The 17,421-nt window shown below is 69.3% G+C and carries 18 protein-coding genes; 4 read left to right on the top strand and 14 right to left on the bottom strand.

The window, feature by feature from the left end:
- Window positions 1–27: 27 nt before the first annotated feature.
- The 3 genes from ACLKM7_RS08685 to ACLKM7_RS08675 are packed head-to-tail and all read right to left on the bottom strand — an operon-like array spanning window position 28 to window position 2,905.
- On the bottom strand, window positions 28–936 hold the full coding sequence (locus ACLKM7_RS08685) for a DUF6807 family protein (RefSeq protein ID WP_436446765.1): 909 nt from the start codon (window positions 934–936) through the stop codon (window positions 28–30).
- The gene (locus ACLKM7_RS08680) at window positions 936–2,057 is read right to left on the bottom strand and encodes a Gfo/Idh/MocA family protein (protein ID WP_436446763.1); all 1,122 of its coding nucleotides are present in this window, start codon (window positions 2,055–2,057) and stop codon (window positions 936–938) included. Before ACLKM7_RS08680 ends, ACLKM7_RS08685 begins: the two co-directional genes overlap by 1 nt.
- On the bottom strand, window positions 2,054–2,905 hold the full coding sequence (locus ACLKM7_RS08675) for a sugar phosphate isomerase/epimerase family protein (RefSeq protein WP_436446761.1): 852 nt from the start codon (window positions 2,903–2,905) through the stop codon (window positions 2,054–2,056). Before ACLKM7_RS08675 ends, ACLKM7_RS08680 begins: the two co-directional genes overlap by 4 nt.
- A gap of 164 nt (window positions 2,906–3,069) precedes the next feature.
- Here ACLKM7_RS08675 and ACLKM7_RS08670 point away from each other — a divergent pair, with 164 nt between their 5' ends.
- Window positions 3,070–4,113 (top strand): AraC family transcriptional regulator, encoded by a 1,044-nt coding sequence (locus ACLKM7_RS08670; RefSeq protein ID WP_436446759.1) that lies wholly within the window; start codon window positions 3,070–3,072, stop codon window positions 4,111–4,113.
- 25 nt (window positions 4,114–4,138) lie between these two features.
- Here ACLKM7_RS08670 and ACLKM7_RS08665 read toward each other — a convergent pair whose 3' ends face one another.
- The 7 genes from ACLKM7_RS08665 to ACLKM7_RS08635 all read right to left on the bottom strand — a co-directional run bounded on the left by ACLKM7_RS08665 (window position 4,139) and on the right by ACLKM7_RS08635 (window position 11,464).
- Window positions 4,139–5,482, bottom strand: a complete 1,344-nt coding sequence (locus ACLKM7_RS08665) for a UDP-N-acetylmuramoyl-tripeptide--D-alanyl-D-alanine ligase (RefSeq protein WP_436446757.1) — start codon at window positions 5,480–5,482, stop codon at window positions 4,139–4,141.
- Entirely contained in the window at window positions 5,479–6,105 is a 627-nt protein-coding gene (vanX, locus tag ACLKM7_RS08660) for a D-Ala-D-Ala dipeptidase VanX (RefSeq protein WP_436446755.1), read from the bottom strand. The genes ACLKM7_RS08665 and vanX overlap by 4 nt, the downstream gene beginning before the upstream one ends.
- Window positions 6,102–7,142 (bottom strand): D-alanine--(R)-lactate ligase, encoded by a 1,041-nt coding sequence (vanA, locus tag ACLKM7_RS08655; RefSeq protein WP_436446753.1) that lies wholly within the window; start codon window positions 7,140–7,142, stop codon window positions 6,102–6,104. Before vanA ends, vanX begins: the two co-directional genes overlap by 4 nt.
- The gene (locus ACLKM7_RS08650; protein WP_436446751.1) at window positions 7,135–8,205 is read right to left on the bottom strand and encodes a D-isomer specific 2-hydroxyacid dehydrogenase family protein; all 1,071 of its coding nucleotides are present in this window, start codon (window positions 8,203–8,205) and stop codon (window positions 7,135–7,137) included. Before ACLKM7_RS08650 ends, vanA begins: the two co-directional genes overlap by 8 nt.
- Window positions 8,206–8,290: 85 nt before the next feature.
- The gene (locus ACLKM7_RS08645; protein ID WP_436446749.1) at window positions 8,291–9,277 is read right to left on the bottom strand and encodes a fumarylacetoacetate hydrolase family protein; all 987 of its coding nucleotides are present in this window, start codon (window positions 9,275–9,277) and stop codon (window positions 8,291–8,293) included.
- Between the two features lie 58 nt (window positions 9,278–9,335).
- Entirely contained in the window at window positions 9,336–10,232 is an 897-nt protein-coding gene (locus tag ACLKM7_RS08640; RefSeq protein WP_436446747.1) for an MBL fold metallo-hydrolase, read from the bottom strand.
- Window positions 10,229–11,464 carry an MFS transporter gene (locus ACLKM7_RS08635; RefSeq protein WP_436446745.1) on the bottom strand — a complete coding sequence of 412 codons (1,236 nt, stop codon included), beginning with the start codon at window positions 11,462–11,464 and terminating at the stop codon, window positions 10,229–10,231. The genes ACLKM7_RS08640 and ACLKM7_RS08635 overlap by 4 nt, the downstream gene beginning before the upstream one ends.
- 154 nt (window positions 11,465–11,618) lie before the next feature.
- On the opposite strand from ACLKM7_RS08635, the gene ACLKM7_RS08630 reads away from it, so the two are divergent.
- The gene (locus ACLKM7_RS08630) at window positions 11,619–12,566 is read left to right on the top strand and encodes a LysR family transcriptional regulator (RefSeq protein ID WP_436446743.1); all 948 of its coding nucleotides are present in this window, start codon (window positions 11,619–11,621) and stop codon (window positions 12,564–12,566) included.
- Between the two features lie 14 nt (window positions 12,567–12,580).
- Here the strand turns inward: ACLKM7_RS08630 and ACLKM7_RS08625 are convergent, their stop codons facing one another.
- The 3 genes from ACLKM7_RS08625 to ACLKM7_RS08615 form a co-directional block, all read right to left on the bottom strand.
- On the bottom strand, window positions 12,581–12,910 hold the full coding sequence (locus ACLKM7_RS08625) for a DUF7882 family protein (RefSeq protein WP_436446739.1): 330 nt from the start codon (window positions 12,908–12,910) through the stop codon (window positions 12,581–12,583).
- A 199-nt stretch (window positions 12,911–13,109) separates the two neighbouring features.
- Window positions 13,110–14,228: a zinc-binding dehydrogenase gene (locus ACLKM7_RS08620; RefSeq protein ID WP_436446737.1), complete on the bottom strand. Its 1,119-nt coding sequence runs from the start codon at window positions 14,226–14,228 to the stop codon at window positions 13,110–13,112.
- 61 nt (window positions 14,229–14,289) lie between these two features.
- Entirely contained in the window at window positions 14,290–14,697 is a 408-nt protein-coding gene (locus ACLKM7_RS08615; RefSeq protein ID WP_436446895.1) for an NUDIX hydrolase, read from the bottom strand.
- 34 nt (window positions 14,698–14,731) lie between these two features.
- Here ACLKM7_RS08615 and ACLKM7_RS08610 point away from each other — a divergent pair, with 34 nt between their 5' ends.
- Together ACLKM7_RS08610 and ACLKM7_RS08605 are read left to right on the top strand one after the other, a co-directional pair.
- Window positions 14,732–16,237, top strand: a complete 1,506-nt coding sequence (locus ACLKM7_RS08610) for an SDR family NAD(P)-dependent oxidoreductase (RefSeq protein ID WP_436446736.1) — start codon at window positions 14,732–14,734, stop codon at window positions 16,235–16,237.
- Window positions 16,231–16,431, top strand: a complete 201-nt coding sequence (locus ACLKM7_RS08605; RefSeq protein ID WP_436446735.1) for a putative acetyltransferase — start codon at window positions 16,231–16,233, stop codon at window positions 16,429–16,431. Before ACLKM7_RS08610 ends, ACLKM7_RS08605 begins: the two co-directional genes overlap by 7 nt.
- Before the next feature lies 1 nt (window position 16,432).
- Here the strand turns inward: ACLKM7_RS08605 and ACLKM7_RS08600 are convergent, their stop codons facing one another.
- Window positions 16,433–17,368, bottom strand: a complete 936-nt coding sequence (locus ACLKM7_RS08600; protein WP_436446734.1) for a LysR family transcriptional regulator — start codon at window positions 17,366–17,368, stop codon at window positions 16,433–16,435.
- Between the last annotated feature and the right edge of the window lie 53 nt (window positions 17,369–17,421).

The raw sequence follows: 17,421 nt of genomic DNA, 5'->3' as shown, positions 1-17,421 counted from the left end.
GCTGTGTTTCGGTGCTGGTGGCGCGGATCAGTCGCGCCTGTAGTCCTCGGCCAGGGCGCCGAGGCGGTCTGAGGTCAAGCGCTCGCCATAGATGACGGTGCGGTAGCGCAGACGAAGGGTCTCGGTCACGGCGAGCTTCTGCCCGCCGTGCATGAGCGGGGCCATGGCGGCGAAGCCGAACTCGCCGGTCGCTCCGGAGAAGACATAGCCAGAACGACCCCAGGGGTTGTCGGGGTGCGCCACGAGCAGCACTCCCCCGTAGGCGGGCCGGTCCGGCTCATCCGCTCCGGATCCGTCGACATTGCCCGAGAGGGCGACCCAGTCCACGTCGGTGCCGTGGATGGCTTCAGCCCCTGCCAGCCCCCCGGAGGCGAGGATCTGCTCATCCGCGACCATGGATCGCGCGGCCCGGTAGTTCAGCCCGGCATATCCGCCCCAGGGCTTCTCGGGGAACGGAGTCACATCGAAGAAGACATCGCGCTGGGGTCGCCATGAGAGGTCCCAGTCGATCCACCACACCCCGTGCTCAGGGTCGCTCGAGATCTCGAGTGCGCGCTCCTCGGTCAGCACGACCGCCCCGCTGCCGTCCTCGCGCCATTCGACCCGCTCCCGAAGACGCACAACCGAGTCGGTCTGCTCGGCGTGGTGCTCGATGACGAGGGAACGACCGAGGCCGACACGGTTGCCGCCGTATCCTTCGTGGTCCTCCCAGTACAGAACGTCGTCGATGAACTTCCACGACCACCACAGTCCGTGGTGCCAGCGGTGGTCCCACGGGGCGTGATTGGTCAGCACACCGCCGTGTGCGAGAGGTCGCACGTCGGCGAAGAACGGGTGGTTCTTGCGCCCGCTGTGGTCATAGCGCGCGAGCACCGTGCCGTCGCGGGCGGCGATGTCCCCCATCCCACCGTCGACAGGGCGCCAGCCGAGGGTCATCAGATCACGACCTCGATCGGCTCGACGGGCGTCCAGCCGGAGAACCCGTGCGACCAGCCGGTGCCGTAGGCGGGGTTGTACCGGTCGCCCATGATCTCGACAAGCGGCACGACCCTGTTCTCGGCGCTCGACAGATAGGCAGCCTCGATGACCGCCATGACGTAGAGGTTGTCGTCGATGGCGCAGAAGGGCGTCTTCCCGGCCTCGAGCGACTGTCGCAGGTGCGACATCGTGAGTCCGAAGGCATCCGGGAACCAGGTCGCCGTCTCAGGCCACTCCACAACGGTCCGTTCGATATCGTCGGCGCCCCGGCGGGATAGCTCCAGCCGACCCTGCGGTCGCCAATCGGCGACGCCGTATGGACCTTGGATCCACAGCTTCTCGTTGCCGTGCGGGCTCGGTTCGGTGCCGTAGTAGGTGCCGGTCGAGGTCACGGCAACCGACGCGCCGGTCGCGTATCGCAGCAGAAGGTGCCCGAACCCGTCGCTGGTCACGCCCGGCTGCGACGGATCGAATCCGGTCACGGCGTACACCGTCTCGGGCGGGCCCAGCAGCAGCTGAAGGAACCCGAAGTGGTGCACGGTCAGTGCACCCGTCCACCAGCGATCGTCCTTGCCGAACCAGTGGCCGGGGTCGAGATCGAAGCGGTACTGCACCGAGACCTGCGCGAACTGCGGCTCTCCGACCGCGCGGTCCTTCATGATCGCGTCGACCAGGCGCAGCGAGCCCGGAGTGAAGCACATGTTCTGGTTCACCATGGCGATCACGCCGGCGTCGGCGACGAGGTCGGCGAGTTCCACCGCCTCGTCATACGTGTACGACAGCGGCTTCTGGATCAGCATGGGCTTGCCGGCCGCGGCGATCGCCTGCACGACGGGGAATCGGGTGTCCCGTCGATGGGGTGTCGCGACGTCGATCACCCCGACCGCCGGATCGGCGAGCAGTTCCTCCAGCGACGCGTAGACAGCGGCATCCGGGCTGTCCGCGGCGAAGCGTTCGCGGGCTTCCGGCGAGGGGTCGTAGCCGGCGACGACCGGCTGGCCGTACTTGCGGTATCCGGCACGGTGCGCAATCGTGATGCTGCCCAGCCCCACCTGGCCGATGCCGAGGGGCTGACTCATCGGGTCGCCCCCAGCGCCTCGAGGAAGGCGGCTGATCCGAGCACGGCTTCATCGCCGCCCACCTCGAGCGTTGTGAAGCCGTCGAATCCTGCCGCTTCGAGCGCGCGGAACGAGCCCTCGATGTCGACGACGCCGGTGCCCAGCGCGATGTCGGCCATGCCGCAGCCGAAGATCTGGCCCCGCTTGGCCTCCCACTCTGCACCGAGGTCCTTCCAGTGGACGTGCTCGATCTTGGAGCCGAAGGTACGCGTGTACTCCACAGGGTCGGTCCCCGCGAGCCAGCAGTTGCCGGTGTCGAGATTCAGTCCGAACGCCGGCGAATCGATGGCCTCCAGGAGTGCCGTCGTGCCGTCGATCGTACCCGAGATCGGGCCGTGGGGCTCGAACAGGATCTTCACGCCGTGGTCCTCGGCGATCCGCACCGGCTCCCACAGCTTCTCCTTGAGCACGAGGATCGCCTCGCGAAGCTCGAGGCCACGACCGAACTCGGTGACCGGCTCCCCCTCCGTGGTGACGACATGTCGCACGCCGATCGCGGCCGCCGCGCGGATGGCCTTGATGATCTCGCCCGTGCCGTAGCGCCAAGGGGCTGCCGGGTCCAGCAGGTCAGCGTGGGCGCAGTAGGAGGTGATCGTCAGCCCGCGCTCTTCGAACATCCGGTTCAGATCGAACGGGTTGGCATCCAGACTCGCGACGGCTGAGAACCCGAAGTGGTTGCCCAGCACGGCACCGTCGCTGGTGTCCGTGACGTCCGCGAACCGGAAGCCCCAGTCGCGGATGCGATCGAGTTGGTGGTCCAGCGTGGAGAACGGATCGACAAGCGCGAAGCATCCGATCTTGATGGTCATGGAGGAGTCCTCTCCTTCGAGTTCTGCTTGGGCCGACCGTCGAGGTCGTGCGTTGGCTACGCTAAGAGGACGTTCGCCGGCGGTCTTCCAGTTCCGTTCACTGGCGTATGTTGAACATCCGGACCGCACCCGAGTCGGCGACGTCGCCAACCTGGGGGTTTGCCATGGTCACTGTGGAATCAGCTGTCGCCTTCGACCCGTTCGCCACCGACATACCGGTGTATCGCGACAACGGTGAGATGTATGTGGCGGATACCTGCGCTCCGCTGCGTACGGCGGGGGCTCGCGGCGAAGTCGGCCTCTGGGCATACGGCCGCGGCACCTACCCGGGCGAGCCGATGGATCCTGACTTCCTCCCACAGCTGAAGAACGCGGGGCACTGGGAGGTCGCCTCGCCTCAGGACTGGGGACTCGGCTGGCATCGGAACGAGGGCATCGAGATCACGTGCGTGAGAGCCGGCTCCCTGCCGTTTTCCTGCGCGGGCGAGGAATTCGACCTGTCGGCCGGCTCCCTCACCATCACCCGCCCCTGGCAGCTGCACCGCGTCGGGCGCCCGAACATCGGCGCGTCGACGCTCACGTGGCTGATCCTCGATGTCGGCGTGCGGCGGCCGAACCAGGAATGGGAATGGCCGACCTGGCTCCCGCTCCCCGAGAGCGATCTGCGGCGACTCACCGAGCTCCTCAGCCACAACGAGGCGCCGGTGTGGAAGGCGAGCAAGCCGATGCTGAGCGCCATGGACACCCTGCAGCGCACGCTCAAGCACGAGGTCTCACAGCCGATGGCGAGGATCGCCACGAGCGTGGCCGAGGTCTTCATCGAACTGGGCGACCTGCTCGAGAGCCAGTCGCCCGTACTCGATCCCTACCTGTCGTCGACCGAGCGCACCGTGCGCCTGTTCCTCGAATCGCTGATCGAGCGCGTGCATGAGCCCTGGACGGCCGACACCATGGCCGACGCCTGCGGCCTCGGGCGCACACGCTTCGCCCACTACTGCCGGCAGTTGGTGAACGTGTCGCCGATGGAGTATCTCGGCAGGGTACGAGTCGATCGCGCGAAGCAGCTGCTCCGAGAGACCGACTACAAAGTCACCGACATCGCGTTCCTGTGCGGTTTCCAGTCGAGCCAGTACTTCGCAACGGTGTTCCGCAAGCAGACCGGCCGCAGCCCGGCGCAGTATCGCCTCGAAGGACCGGTCGCCGTCTGAGGCCCGTGCCGCGGACAACCCCCGGCTACACCAACGCCGCGACGACCTCGTCGAGGTGGGCGCCGCGGGAGGCCTTCACGAGCACCACGTCGCCGCGGGTGAGGTTGGCCCGCAGCCAGTCGACGGCCGCGGCGTTGTCGGGAACCGCGACGCCGCGGTCGCCGGCGGCGTCGGCGAGCGGGCGCACGTTCGCGCCGACGCCGACGACGATGTCCACGCGCTCCGCGGCGTAGGCTCCGGCGGAGCGATGCTCGGCCTCGCTGTGGTCGCCCAGCTCGAGGATCTCGCCCAGCACCGCGATGCGGCGCGCACCCGCGATCGAGGCCAGCGCGTCGACCGACGAACGAACCGAGCCCGGACTCGAGTTGTAGGAGTCGTCGAGCAGAGTCGCGCCGCCTTCGAGGTCCTTCAGATCCAGCCGCTGCCCCGACAGCGATGCGGCGGCGAGCGCGGCGGCGGACTGGCCGAGCGGAACCCCGAAAGCCAGCCCGGCCGCTGCGGCGGCCGCGGCGTTGAAGGCCTGGTGAGCACCCACGAGCGGCAATGCGACCGAGGCCGTGGCATCCGCCGCCCGAAGGGTGAAGGAGGGACGACCCAGTCGATCCAAGCTCACGCCCTCCACCCGCACGTCGGCGCCCTCGGCGCGGCCGAACGTGAGCATCGGCCCGTCGGTGAGCGCGCGCATCCCCCGCACGCGCGCGTCGTCGGCGTTGAGGATCGCCGTGCCGCCGGGCACCAATCCGCGGACGAGCTCGGCTTTGCCCCTGGCGATCGCCGAGCGCGAACCGAATTCGCCCAGATGCGCCTTGCCGACGTTCAGCACGATGGCGATGTCCAGGCCGACCATGCCGGTGAGCTTCGCGATGTCGCCCACTCGGCGCGCACCCATCTCCACGACCAGGAACCGCGTGTGCGGCTGGGCTCGCAGCATCGTGATCGGCACCCCGAGCGCGTTGTTGAAGTTGCCCAGGGTCGCGACCGTCGGGGCGACCGAGCCGAGCACCGCGGCCGTCAGGTCCTTCGTGCTCGTCTTGCCCTGCGAGCCGGTGATCCCCACCACCGACAGCTCCGGACGAAGCCCGGCCACCACGTGCGTGGCGAGCGACTGCAGTGCGATCGCCGAGTCGCTGGCGACGACCGTCGGCAGCGCCGTGGAGCGGGTGCCGAGGACCGCGACCGCCCCGGCTCGCGCGGACTGCTCCGCGAAGTCGTGGCCGTCGGCGTGCTCCCCCGCGAAGGCGACGAAGAGCCCCCCAGGCTCTGCGCGCCGTCCGTCGAGCACCGCCGGTGCGGTCACGGTCACCGCCGCGTCGCCCTCGACCCTGCCGCCGACGATCCGCGCGATCTCGCCGAGGCTCAGCGGGATCATGCGCGTCCCCCCGGCTGCCCGATCGGAAAGTCGAAATACGTGTCGGGATAGGGCTCGTCGCGGAGCGTGTAGTGCCACCATTCGGTGTCGTAAGGGAGGAATCCGGATGCCTCCATCACGGCACGCAGCCGGTTCCGGTTGCCCGACTCGAGGCGCGTGAGTCCGCGCGCTCCGTGATGCGAGACGGGGTCCATGAGGTCGTGGCCGCCTCCCATGGCGGCAAGGTCGCCGGTGCCGAGGTGGAAGAGCGTCAGGTCGACGGTGCTGCCGCGACTGTGCCCCGACTTCGTCGCGACGTACCCCCTCTCGAAGATCGCATCCCGGTCGAGGTTCGGATAGTGGCGCGGCTTCGTGCGACCATCCTCCGGCCGCTGCGCCCAGCGCGTGAAGCTGTCCACGGCCCGCTGGGGGCGATAGCCGTCCCACAGCAGCAAACCGAACCCCAGCTCGGCGGCATTCGCCCGCGCGGTGCGCAGCGCCTCGCAGAGCGGACGCGTGCCGACGATGCGGTTCGCCGCGTAGCCCTCGACGGGCCTTCCGGTGAAGTTGTCCCACGTGGCGTACTTCGCGTCCCACCGGATACCCGGCACCAGCTCGTCGACGAAGGCGAAGTCGAGGTTCATCGCCGGGACCCCGCCATCGCCTCGGTCGCGAGTCGGTCGAGCAGCTCGGAGAGGGGGATGCCGGCCGCGGCCATCATGCGCGGGTACCGGCTGTACGAGGTCATGCCGGGCATCGTGTTGACCTCGTTGAGGATCACGGTGCCCTCCTCGGTGAGGAACATGTCGACCCGCGCGATACCGGTGCACCCCAGCACGCGGTAGATGGCCTCTGCGGTCGCCTGCACCAGCCGCCGCGAGGAGTCCGGGATGTCGGCCGGCACGATCGGCGTCGAGTTCTCGGAACCGGTCTCGGGAGTGCTCTCCTGATGGATGCGGAAGAACCCGCCCGACAGCGCGATGCGGTCGACCTCACCCACCGTCAGCTCGCGGCCGCTCCCCATGACGGCGCACCCCACCTCGCTGCCGACGACCGCCGCTTCGACGAGCACCTTCTCGTCGTAGCGCCGCGCCTCCGCCACGGCCGCACCGAACTCCTGGGGACCGGTGACTCTGCTCACTCCGAACGATGACCCGGAGCGCGCGGGCTTCACGAAGACGGGGTAGCGGATGGCCCGCGGATCGATGTCGTCCCCCCGGGCGAGCACCCAGAAGTCGGGCGTGGCGATCCCCGCGGCACGCGCGACCACATAGGCGAGGGACTTGTCCATGCACACGGCGGAGCTCTGGATGCCGCAGCCGACGTACGGGATGCCCGAGAGCTCGAGCAGGCCCTGGATCGCCCCGTCCTCGCCGAACCTGCCGTGCAGGACCGGCAGCACGACGTCGAGCTCCACCGTCTCGTAGCCGTCGTCCCCCAGGACGAGGAGCCCCCTGGTCACAGGGTCCGGCGAAAGCACCGCCGGACGCGACGAGCCCGACTCCCAGCCGTCGTCCGGACCGTCGCACAGCCGCCACGCGCCCTCCGGCGTGATCCCGACGTAGGAGGGCTCGTACTTGTCGAGATCCAGGTGCGCCGCCACCTCCCGGGCGGACTTGAGCGAGATCGGGTGCTCCTCCGACCGACCGCCGAACAACACGCCGATCCGGGTTCTAGCCATGGTTTCTCCCTTCGAATCGCAGACAGTTCAGGAGCGAGTTCTCGACGATGTCGCTCAACGCGCGCTCGGTGAAATAGGCAGCATGCGGACTGATGATCACGTTCGGCAGACGCTGGAGGCGCCGCAGGCGCTCGCTCTCGACGGGCCGGTCGCGATGGTCGGCATAGAAGACGCCCTCCTCGTCTTCGACGACGTCCAGAGCCGCACCGCCCAGCCGGCCGGTCTCCAGAGCCCGAATCAGCGCATCGGTGTCGATGAGCGCTCCGCGCGCGGTGTTGACGACGACGGCACCGGACTTCATCCGGCTGACCCGGCGCGCATCGAGGAGGTGACGCGTACCGACGGTGAGCGGGGCGTGCAGGGTCACGACGTCGCTCTCGTGCAGCAGCTCGTCGAGCGGCACGTAGTCGGCACCCGTCGTCTGCCGCTCGTCGTGCGCGAGGATGCGGCATCCGAATCCACGCAGTCGATCGATGACGGCAGCGCCGATCCGTCCCGTTCCGATGACCCCAACCGTGAGATCGCCGAGTTCGCGACCCCGCGCCACGGGCAGCCGGTAGTCGTGTGCAGCGACGCGGCGGAGCATGGATGCCGCGTGCCGCAGCGCCATGAGCATCAGCATCAGCGTGTAGTCGGCGACGCTCGCCGGCGAGTAGGCCACGTTCTCGACGCGGATGCCGAGGCTCTCGGCATAGGCGACGTCGATGTGGTTGTAGCCGATGCTTCGCGTCGAGATGTACTCCACGCCGGCGCGACTCAGCGCACGCAGGTGGGGGTTCGTGATGTCGGACTTGTGCCCGACGCTGATGCAGCGGTTGCCGGTCGCCAGTTCGATCGTCGCTTCGGAGACCGCGGCGCCAGTGATGACCGGCGTGATGCCGAGCGCCGGCGCCTTCTCGCGGAACAGGATCGCCTCGTCGACATCGCACCCGAAGACGGTGACGTCCAGGCGGCGGGTCGGGCGATCATCACCGACCCCACTCCCCGCACGGGCGGATCCGACGAGGAACGACGGCGGCAGCATCCCGCGACTGCCGGATCGCGTGGGAGGGGGAACGACCATGCGTCCAGTCAAGGCAGCCGGCCGTTGTCACCCCGTATGCGCTTTTCGATACACGCGCGATATGCGCGAGCGGTGCGCCCGCCCGTCAGCGCGTCCGCGCCCGCGTCCGCCTGCGCGCCGGCGGGATCTCTGGCGCGGGCACGGGAGCGCCGATGCGGTTGACGATCTCGCCGATGCCCTCGATCGTCATCGCCACTTCGTCGCCGGGTTGCAGCGGTGGCGGCACGAGCCCCTGGTTGCGGCCCCACAGCTCGCCGAGGCATCCGCCGTTGCCGACCGTCCCCGATCCGAGCACATCGCCGGGAACGACCCGTGAATTGCGCGAGGCGTAGGCCACGAGCTCTGGGAACGGCCAGCCCATGTTCGAGACCAGGTCCTCGCCGATCAGCTCGCCGTTGACCCGGACCGCGGCGCGGATCGCCAGGAACCCGTCGTCGTCGAGGTACTGATCGAACTCGTCAGCCGTCACGATCCACGGACCGAGCACGGTGCCGAAGTCCTTGCCCTTGGCCGGTCCGAGGCGCACCTTCATCTCGCGGGCCTGCAGGTCGCGCGCCGACCAGTCGTTCATGATCGTGTAGCCGAAGATGACGGATGCCGCGTCCTCCGGCGCGAGATTCGCTTCGGCTCCGTCGGGCGCAGCGCCGATGACGGCGGCGAGCTCGAGCTCGAAGTCGAGCCTCTCGGTGACCGGCGGGTGCAGCTCTTCACCGGACGCCAGCACGGTGTGCGGGTTGGTGAAGTAGAACGTCGGCGCCTCGTACCACTCCGGCGCGACGTGGCTCTTGCCCTCGACACCGGCCGAGACGCCCTCGACGTGCTCTTCGAACGTGACGAAGTCCCGGATGGACGCGGGAACAACGGGGGAGAGAAGAGCGACGTCGGTCAGCGGGATGCCGGCGGTCACCGCCGTGCCGTCCTGGAGGATGCGCTCGTACGCGTCGTGCGCGGCATCCAGGCCGGCCGCGAGCACGTCGGCGACGGTCGCTCCGTCCCCGAAGGCCACGACGCGATCGTCGATGACGAATCCCTCGCCGACGGTGTGCTGATGAGTCCAGCGGGCGATTCTCATGTATGGGTCTCCGTTCGTCGATACAGTCGGCGTTCACGATGCGCGCGGACCACCTCGGTCATGCGTGGCACGCGAGCGGACGACCGCCGTTGTAGTCGTACATGTCCTGCCAAGCCTGCGGAAAGTCGACCTCGGCGGCGTTCAGCTCGGCCAGCGCCCGATGCAGATTGCCCACGATGCGCTCCCTCTCGAGGAGGCCGTCGAATCGGCGCAGGTCGAGCTGCCGCGCCGCCTCCAGCGGTGGTAGTCCGGCGCGGTGGGCGTGTTCGGCCGCGTCGATGAGGAAGTGCAGATAGTCGGCGACCGGTGCGAACAACGCCGGTCCGCCCACCTCTCCATGGCCGGGCACCACGGTCTCGGGCTCGAGCGCGGCCATCTCGCCCAGCGCTCGCAGCCACCCCGCGGGTGATCCCGACAGCGCGAACGGCGTGCCGCCGTGGAACACCAGGTCGCCCGTGAACAGCACGCCGTCCTCCGGCAGCCACACGTACGCATCGCCCGCGGTGTGCGCCGGCCCGCCGGGGTGACGCACCTCGATCCGCCGATCGCCGGCGTCGATCCCGAGCGCGTCCTCGAACAGGATCGTCGGCAGGCGCGGCTCGGCCGCCCCCTGCTCGAACGGCGCGAAGATGTGCGGGGCCAGCGCGTGCGGGCGTCGCAGGTCGTCGGCGACGGTGCGATGCGCGATGATCTCGGCGTCGGGCAGGAGCGAGGCGCCGTTGCAGTGGTCGGGATGCGAGTGCGTCAGGACCACTCGGCGCACCGGGTCGCCGGTGACGCCCGCGACCGCGTGCAGGTAGTCGCGCATGCGCTTCTCGGTCGACGTCGTGTCGATGCTCGTGGAGCCGTCGTGTCCGGTGACGAGCCCCATGTTGTTGACCATCCAGCCGCCGTCGGGCTGGACGTACGCCCACACTCCGTGGGCAACCTGCTGCAGCTCGGGTGCCGAGGTCACGAGGCCGCAGTCCTCTGGAAGCGCGGGAGCGTGAGCAGCACGACGGCGGCGACGCCCATCATGGATGCCGCCAGGATGAGCGGGACGGTGTAGCTGCCGTTCGCGTCGAAGGCGAATCCGGCCATCACCGGGCCGAAGGCGCTTCCGATCATGAACAGGCTGTACACGATGCTGTACAGCGCGCCGAAGGCGCGCGGTCCGAAGTAGCGCGAGCTCAGGTACGACATCAGGTCGATCTCGGCGCCGAAGCCGATGCCGATCAGAAGCGCGGTCAGCGGTGCCGCGGCCGGCCCTGCCCACAGCAGGAGGAGGCATCCCAATGCTGCAGCGATGAAGAGCGGGACGGCGACGTAGGTCGCATAGAAGCGGTCGAACAGCCACCCGATCACGGGGCGGGCGATGACCGTGCCCACGCCCACCAGCGAAGACAGGAAGGCCGCCTGCACCGGATCGACGCCCGAGTCGATGAGGAGCGGGACGAAGTGCGGGACCATCGTCAGCAGCGCCCAGCCCAGCAGGAAGAACACGACGCACAGGCTCCAGAACTCGCGTCGGCGCACCGCCGTGCGGATCGTGAGACCCGGCAGCGTGGAGCGGTCGACGGCGGCGACCGCCGCGGGGGTGCTCAGGCGCGCGAAGAAGACGAGCACGAACGGCAGCGCGGCCAGGACGGCCATCGTCAGGTAGGCGGCGCGCCACCCGCTGCCGGCGATCACGATCCCCATCAGCGGCGGCAGCAGCAGTCCCGCCGTGCCGAGCCCGCCCGCGACGATGCCCAGCGCGATGCCGCGACGCTTGTCGAACTTGTCGATGACCGCCTTGGAGTACGTGACCGCGGAGGTTCCGGCGCCGAGCAGTCCGGCCAGCGCGTAGAACGCGAGGAACGTCGCCAGGCTCGACGTCAACGTGCTGACGAGGATGAGCATGATCACGAACAGCGGGATCGAGACGAGGGCGACGCGCTTGACTCCGAATCGGTCCAGGAACCTGCCGACGAACGGCAGCGCGGCCGCGAGGCCCAGCGAGCTGACCAGCGAAGCGAGGTTGATCTCGCCCCGGCCCCAGCCGAACTCCTCCTGCAGCGGTACCACGAGTGTGCCCAGGATGTAGCCCAGTGCACTGAGCCCCACACCGGCGCCGATCGTGCTGAACACCAGCGTCGGCCATCCGCGCCGGAACTCGCTCCGGGAGGAAGCGACCGTCCCTTCGTCCGGGGTCACTGTCTGCGTCATGAACATCTCTCTTTCGACGTTGAAAGCCGTCTCGGCCTCGGGTGGCCGAAGTCACATGCTCTCAACGCGGTACTATCCACGCAATGTCGCATCTGCCATGAGTCATATCCACGCCGTGGATACATGCCTGTTTCTTGCGCACGGGAGGAGCCACGTGCCGGCGTTCGATCTCAACCTGCTGCGCCCGCTGCTCGTGCTGCTCGAGGAGCGCAGCGTCACCCGCGCGGCCGCGCGCCTGCACCTGAGCCAGCCCGCGACCTCCGCGGCACTGGCACGGCTGCGGCGCCACTACGACGACGAGCTGCTCGTGCGCGCCGGGCGCACGATGCAGCTCACCCCCTTCGCGCGCGACCTGCTCCCCGCCGTGGCCCACGCGGTGGCCGAGCTGAACCCGGTGATCGACCGAAAGGAGTCGTTCGATCCGTCGCAGACAGAACGCCGATTCGTGATCGGCGCGACGGACTACATGACCGCGATCCTGGCAGGCCCGCTGCTGCGCACGCTGGCCGTCGACGCGCCCCGCGCCTCGGTGGACTTCGCGCCGCAGCCGGTGCGCGACGGCACGCTCGCGCCGTACAGTCAGCTCGACCTGATCGTGGGGCCCGTGGGCTTTCACCTTCCGGGGCGGAGCCAGGAGCTGTTCACGGACGACTTCGTGCTCATCGCCGACCCCGACAACTCCGTCCTCTCGACGCCGGAGCCCTCGGTGAACGACCTCTCCGCCGTGCCGCACGCCACCGCCTACTTGAATGATCCCGATCACGACGACCTGCAGGATCTCCTCCGGCGAGCAGGAGTCGACTACATCGTCGGTGCGCGGCTTTTCGGTCTCGCGGCGCTTCCCCTGCTGGTCTCGGGCACCGAGATGGTCGCTCTGGTGCCCCGGATGCTGGCGGCCAAGGCGTCCCGCACGCTCCGGCTCTCGGTCTTCGAGATGCCCGAAGGGCTGAGGATGCCGATGACCGAGTGCATGTACTGGCACCCTCGCGACGAAGACGACCCTGCGATCGTGTGGCTGCGCGGCGCCCTGTCGCGCACCGTGGGCTCGCTGTCCCGTGAGCCGAGCGGACGGCCTCCCCGGCAGCTCCGCACGACCGGCTGAGCCGGCGCCGGCGGCTAATCCGGCACGGTCGGCTCAGGTACGAGCCGTAGGCCGCTGCTGCTGTTCGCGGACGCAGCGAGCGCGTCGAGCCAGGCTCTGTTGAGGTCGCGCGCCCGCGGCTTGTCGAAGCTGAAGTAGAGCGAAGAGCCCTTTGAGATCCAGACCGTGCCGTAGATCCCCGGCGCCTCACGAGCGTCGTCGCCGTGGACGTCGGGCTCGTTCTCCCAGTTGAAGCTGAAACTCTCGTCGCGACGGAGCTTGGTGACGATGACGAAGCGCAAGTGCTCCAGCGCCCAGTCGTCGATGGCGATCGCGGGGGCGACCCCGTAGATCAGATGACCCATGGTGACCTCAATCTGTCGGGAGTGGTGACCGATGGCCGACCCAGGGCCGCTCACACACCACCGAGGACAATGCCATCGTCATAGAGCTCGCCTCCGTCTCCTTCGGCTGCACCGAGTGCGGGCGGTGCAGCCGCTCGGTACGCCCCTGAAGATACCGGCCCGCTTCCTCGTTGTCAGTGGGGACGACGGGCGAGCTCGCTCAGCCGGTCACGATGATCGCGCGGCCGGTGATCTCTCCCCGCGCGAGTGCCTGGTAGGCGGCATCCGCGTCGTCCAGCGAGAATCGCCGGGTCACGGCGCGGTGGACGTCGTACCCGCCCTCCGCGGCGAGCGCGGCGACCCGCGGCAGATCGCGCCGCGTACGGGCGCCGAACGAGCCGCGAACGGTGTAGCCGCGGCGCACCAGCGGCGTGATCGGCACCCGGGCGACGGCGGCACCGGCCGCGATGCCGACCGCGACCATGCGTCCACCGTCGGCCAGGAGCGCGATGGCCTGCTCGAACGTCTCGCTGCGCCCGAGCGCCTCGAAGACCACGTCGACACCGCCGGGCACGATCGCGTGAACGCCGGCAGCGGCATCCGAGCTCGCGGAGTTGACCACGGCTGTCGCGCCCAGTTCGGTCGCCGCGGCGAGCTTTTCGTCGTTGACGTCGATCGCGATGACATGTGCCGCGCCGAGGTGGGAGGCGAGCTGCACGATGCTCGAGCCCACACCGCCGGTCGCAACGACCGCGACCGACTCACCCGGCTCGAGACCTGAGGCCGCGAGCGCACCGTAGGCGGTGAAGGCGGCGCACCCGAGGACTGCTGACTCCTCGAGCGGAAGCCCCTCTGGAAGCCGCGTGATCGCCGTCGCAGGGATCACGCTGTACTCTGCGAGGCCGGCCATCGAGTACATGGAGAGGCGGCTCCCGTCCGCCCTTCGCAGGCGCGATGTGCCGTCGAGCAGGTTGCCGCCGAGCCGGTTCTCACGGAAGAACGTCGAGCACATGTCGTCTCGGCCGCGGCGGCAGAGGTCGCACGTGCCGCACGGCATGATGAAGGCGCCGATCACACGGTCGCCGACCTCGAACCCCTCGACGTCGTCGCCGATCGCGGCGATCACTCCGCTCACCTCGTGGCCGAGGACGGCGGGACCCGGAAAGGCCACCTCGCCCTTCAGCACGTGCAGGTCGGTGTGGCAGACGCCGCACGCGGCGACCCCGATCAGCACTTCGCCCTGCAGCGGCGCCGGTGTCGGGATCTGCTCGATCTGCAGTCGCGCATGTTCACCGTCCCACACGGCGGCCTTCATCACCTCGGGGATACCGGTGGTCATGTGCGATTCCTCTCGACGGTCGATCTCATTGCGCTCGGGGATGCCGCGGTTCGGGGCGTCCTCAGCCGGGGAGGAAGTTCTCCCGGGCCAGGGGCGCGATCTCCAAGGTCCCGGCATCCGCTCGGCTGACCCAGCAGAGCTCGGCGATCTCCGCGCCGACACGCGGGCTCTGCCCGCCCAGGTCGGCGGCGAAGACGTCCGCGACGACGAGGAAGCCCGGCTCGTTCGCCGCCGCGGCGGTGAACTCGCCCAGCGGACGCAGGTCGTGCGGGGGGATCCGGATGCCCAGTTCCTCGGCCAGTTCGCGACTCAGCGTCTCGCTCGCGGTCTCTCCGGGTTCGGGCTTTCCACCCGGCTGCATGAACGCCGTCGTGCCGTTCTTGCGCACCAGCAGAAGCCGGCCGTCCTCGTCGAGGATGACCGCAGCCGAGACGTGGATCCGCAGCGGTGCGGTCTGATCGGTGTTCACAGAGCTCACCGTCGCACGGTAACAGGCTCCGCCCATGTGGGCCGACGTAGAATCGCGTGTGCCTCCCGAGACCTCCGCCTCCTCCGACCTCCCGCCGAGCGGCATCGACCCGGCGGATCTCGAGGTCACCCTTCGGGTCCTCGGCGGAATGGCGGGCCTGGACGAGACGCATCCGGACTTCGTCGCGGTGCGCCAAGCCACCGCGAAGATGTTCAAGGCCGTCAAGAAGGAGCGCCGTCGCGAGATCCGCGAGGCGATCGCGCAGGCCGACAAGGCCGTCGTCGCCGCCACCGCCACCGGCGCGGCGGACCGCATCGACGACGAGACGCGCGGCATCCCGATCAGCACCTCCACCACGGCGCCCGTCGCCGGCACGCTGATCAAGGCGCGCGCGTGCTACATCTGCAAGCAGCCGTATACGCTCGTCGACGCCTTCTACCACCAGCTGTGCCCCGAGTGCGCGGCGATGAGCCACGCCAAGCGTGAGGCCCGCACCGACCTCACGGGCAAGCGAGCGCTGCTCACCGGCGGCCGCGCGAAGATCGGCATGTACATCGCGCTGCGGCTGCTCCGCGACGGCGCGCACACGACGATCACCACGCGGTTCCCGCGCGATGCCGTACGCCGCTTCAGCAGCCTGCCGGACGCCCCCGAGTGGATCGACCGACTCAAGGTCGTCGGCATCGACCTGCGCGATCCCGCCCAGGTCATCGGTCTCGCCGATGACGTCGCGGCCGCCGGCAGCCTCGACATCCTGATCAACAACGCCACGCAGACGGTGCGCCGCTCGCCGGGCGCCTACCAGCCGCTCGTCGACGCCGAGCTCGCACCGCTGCCCGACGGGCCGCTTCCCGAGCTGGTGACGTTCGGCCACACCAACGATCAGCACCCACGCGCGCTCGAGCGCTCGGTGAGCGCCCACCCGATCCTCGCCGCCGCGGCGGCGCGCGCCGACGAGCTGACCGAGCAGGCGATGGCCGCAGGTTCGAGCTCGCTCGAGCGCCTGGCTGCCGGCACCGCGATCGACGCCGGCGGGCTCATCCCCGACCTCGACCACGTCAACTCGTGGACGCAGCGCGTGGGCGAGGTCGATCCGCTCGAGATGCTCGAAGTGCAGCTGGCGAACACGACTGCCCCGTTCCTCCTCGTGTCCAGGCTGCGCGCGTCGCTCGCGGCGAGCAGCGCCCGGCGCACCTACGTGGTCAACGTCAGCGCCATGGAGGGCGTCTTCGGTCGCGGATACAAGGGGCCGGGGCATCCGCACACCAACATGGCCAAGGCGGCGGTCAACATGCTCACCCGCACGAGCGCCCGCGAGATGTTCGAGACCGACCGGATCCTCATGACCAGCGTCGACACCGGCTGGATCACCGACGAGCGCCCGCACCCCACCAAGGTGCGCCTTGCCGAAGAGGGGTTCCACGCGCCGCTCGACCTGGTCGACGGCGCCGCCCGCGTGTACGACCCGATCGTGCGCGGCGAGGCCGGCGAAGACCTCTTCGGCGTCTTCCTCAAGGACTACGCCCCCGGCGCATGGTGAACCTGCCCGCGCCCGGGCACCGGGTGGTCGTTCGCTACCGGCTGCCGTCCGGACAGGCGACGGATGCGCTCGGCGAACTGCTGAGCGCGGATGCCGAGACCGTCGTCGTCGACGGCAAGCGCGGTGTCGAGCGCATCGCGGTGGCCGACATCATCGCCGCGAAGGAAGTGCCGCCCCCGCCGCACCGCCGATAGTTCAGGCTGTGGAATCCGCCAGTCGCATGGTCGCTCCGGCACGGGCAGCCAGCGCCGTGGCGGTACGGGCGACGGTCTGCTGCATGACCTCGACCGCGATCGACGGCACCATATCGGCTGTGCGTGCGATGCTGATCGTCCGCGTGAGCGTCGGCTCGGCCAGCCGCACCGACCGCAGCCCCGGTCGATCGATGAGCACCATCGCCGGGACGATGGCCACTCCGATCCCCCGCTCGACGAATCGGAGCACGGCATCCATCTCCGCACCCTCGATGGCCGTCTCGGGCATGAGACCGGCCGCGCGGAAGGCGGCATCGGTCGTCCGGCGGAGGTCGTAGGTGGAACTGAAGACGATCTGCGGCAGACGAGCGACCTCCTCGAGCCGCATGACCTCGTTCGACGTCAGCGGAGGAGAGGCGCTCGACGAGACGACGACGAGCTCTTCCACCAGCAGCGGCGCGACGACGAAGCGGTCGACGGATGCCCCGCCCGAGGTCGTGATCAGCGCGAGGTCGACTTCGCCGGCCGCCAGCTCCTCCAGCAGGCGCCGCGATCCCTGTTCCGAGAGGTGCAGGTCGATGCCGGGGTGAGCGGCGTGGAACACGCTGAGCGCCTCGGCGACGAGGCTGACGCAGAGCGTGGGCGTCGCGCCGAGACGCACTCGTCCCCGCTCGAGCCCAGCGATCTCGGCGAGTTCGCGTCGGACCGAGTCGGCATCGGCCAGCATGCGGCGGGCCAGCGGCAGGAGCGACTCACCGGCAGCGGTCAGCGTGCTGCCGCCCCGTGCACGATGGAACAGCATGGCGCCCAGGTCCTGCTCCAGCGCGGAGATCTGGCGGCTCAGCGACGGCTGCGCGAGGTGCAACTGCTCGGCCGCGCGCGTGAAGTTGCCCAAGCGGGCGACGGTGACGAAGCTCTGCAGCTGCTCGAGATTCATATATATAGCCTAACGCTATCGACATGACGATAAAGATGCATTGGAGTTATCGA

It is taken from the genome of Microbacterium sp. I2 (genome assembly GCF_051364985.1).
Classification (GTDB): domain Bacteria; phylum Actinomycetota; class Actinomycetes; order Actinomycetales; family Microbacteriaceae; genus Microbacterium.
This window is presented reverse-complemented; position numbering and strand designations above follow the sequence as displayed.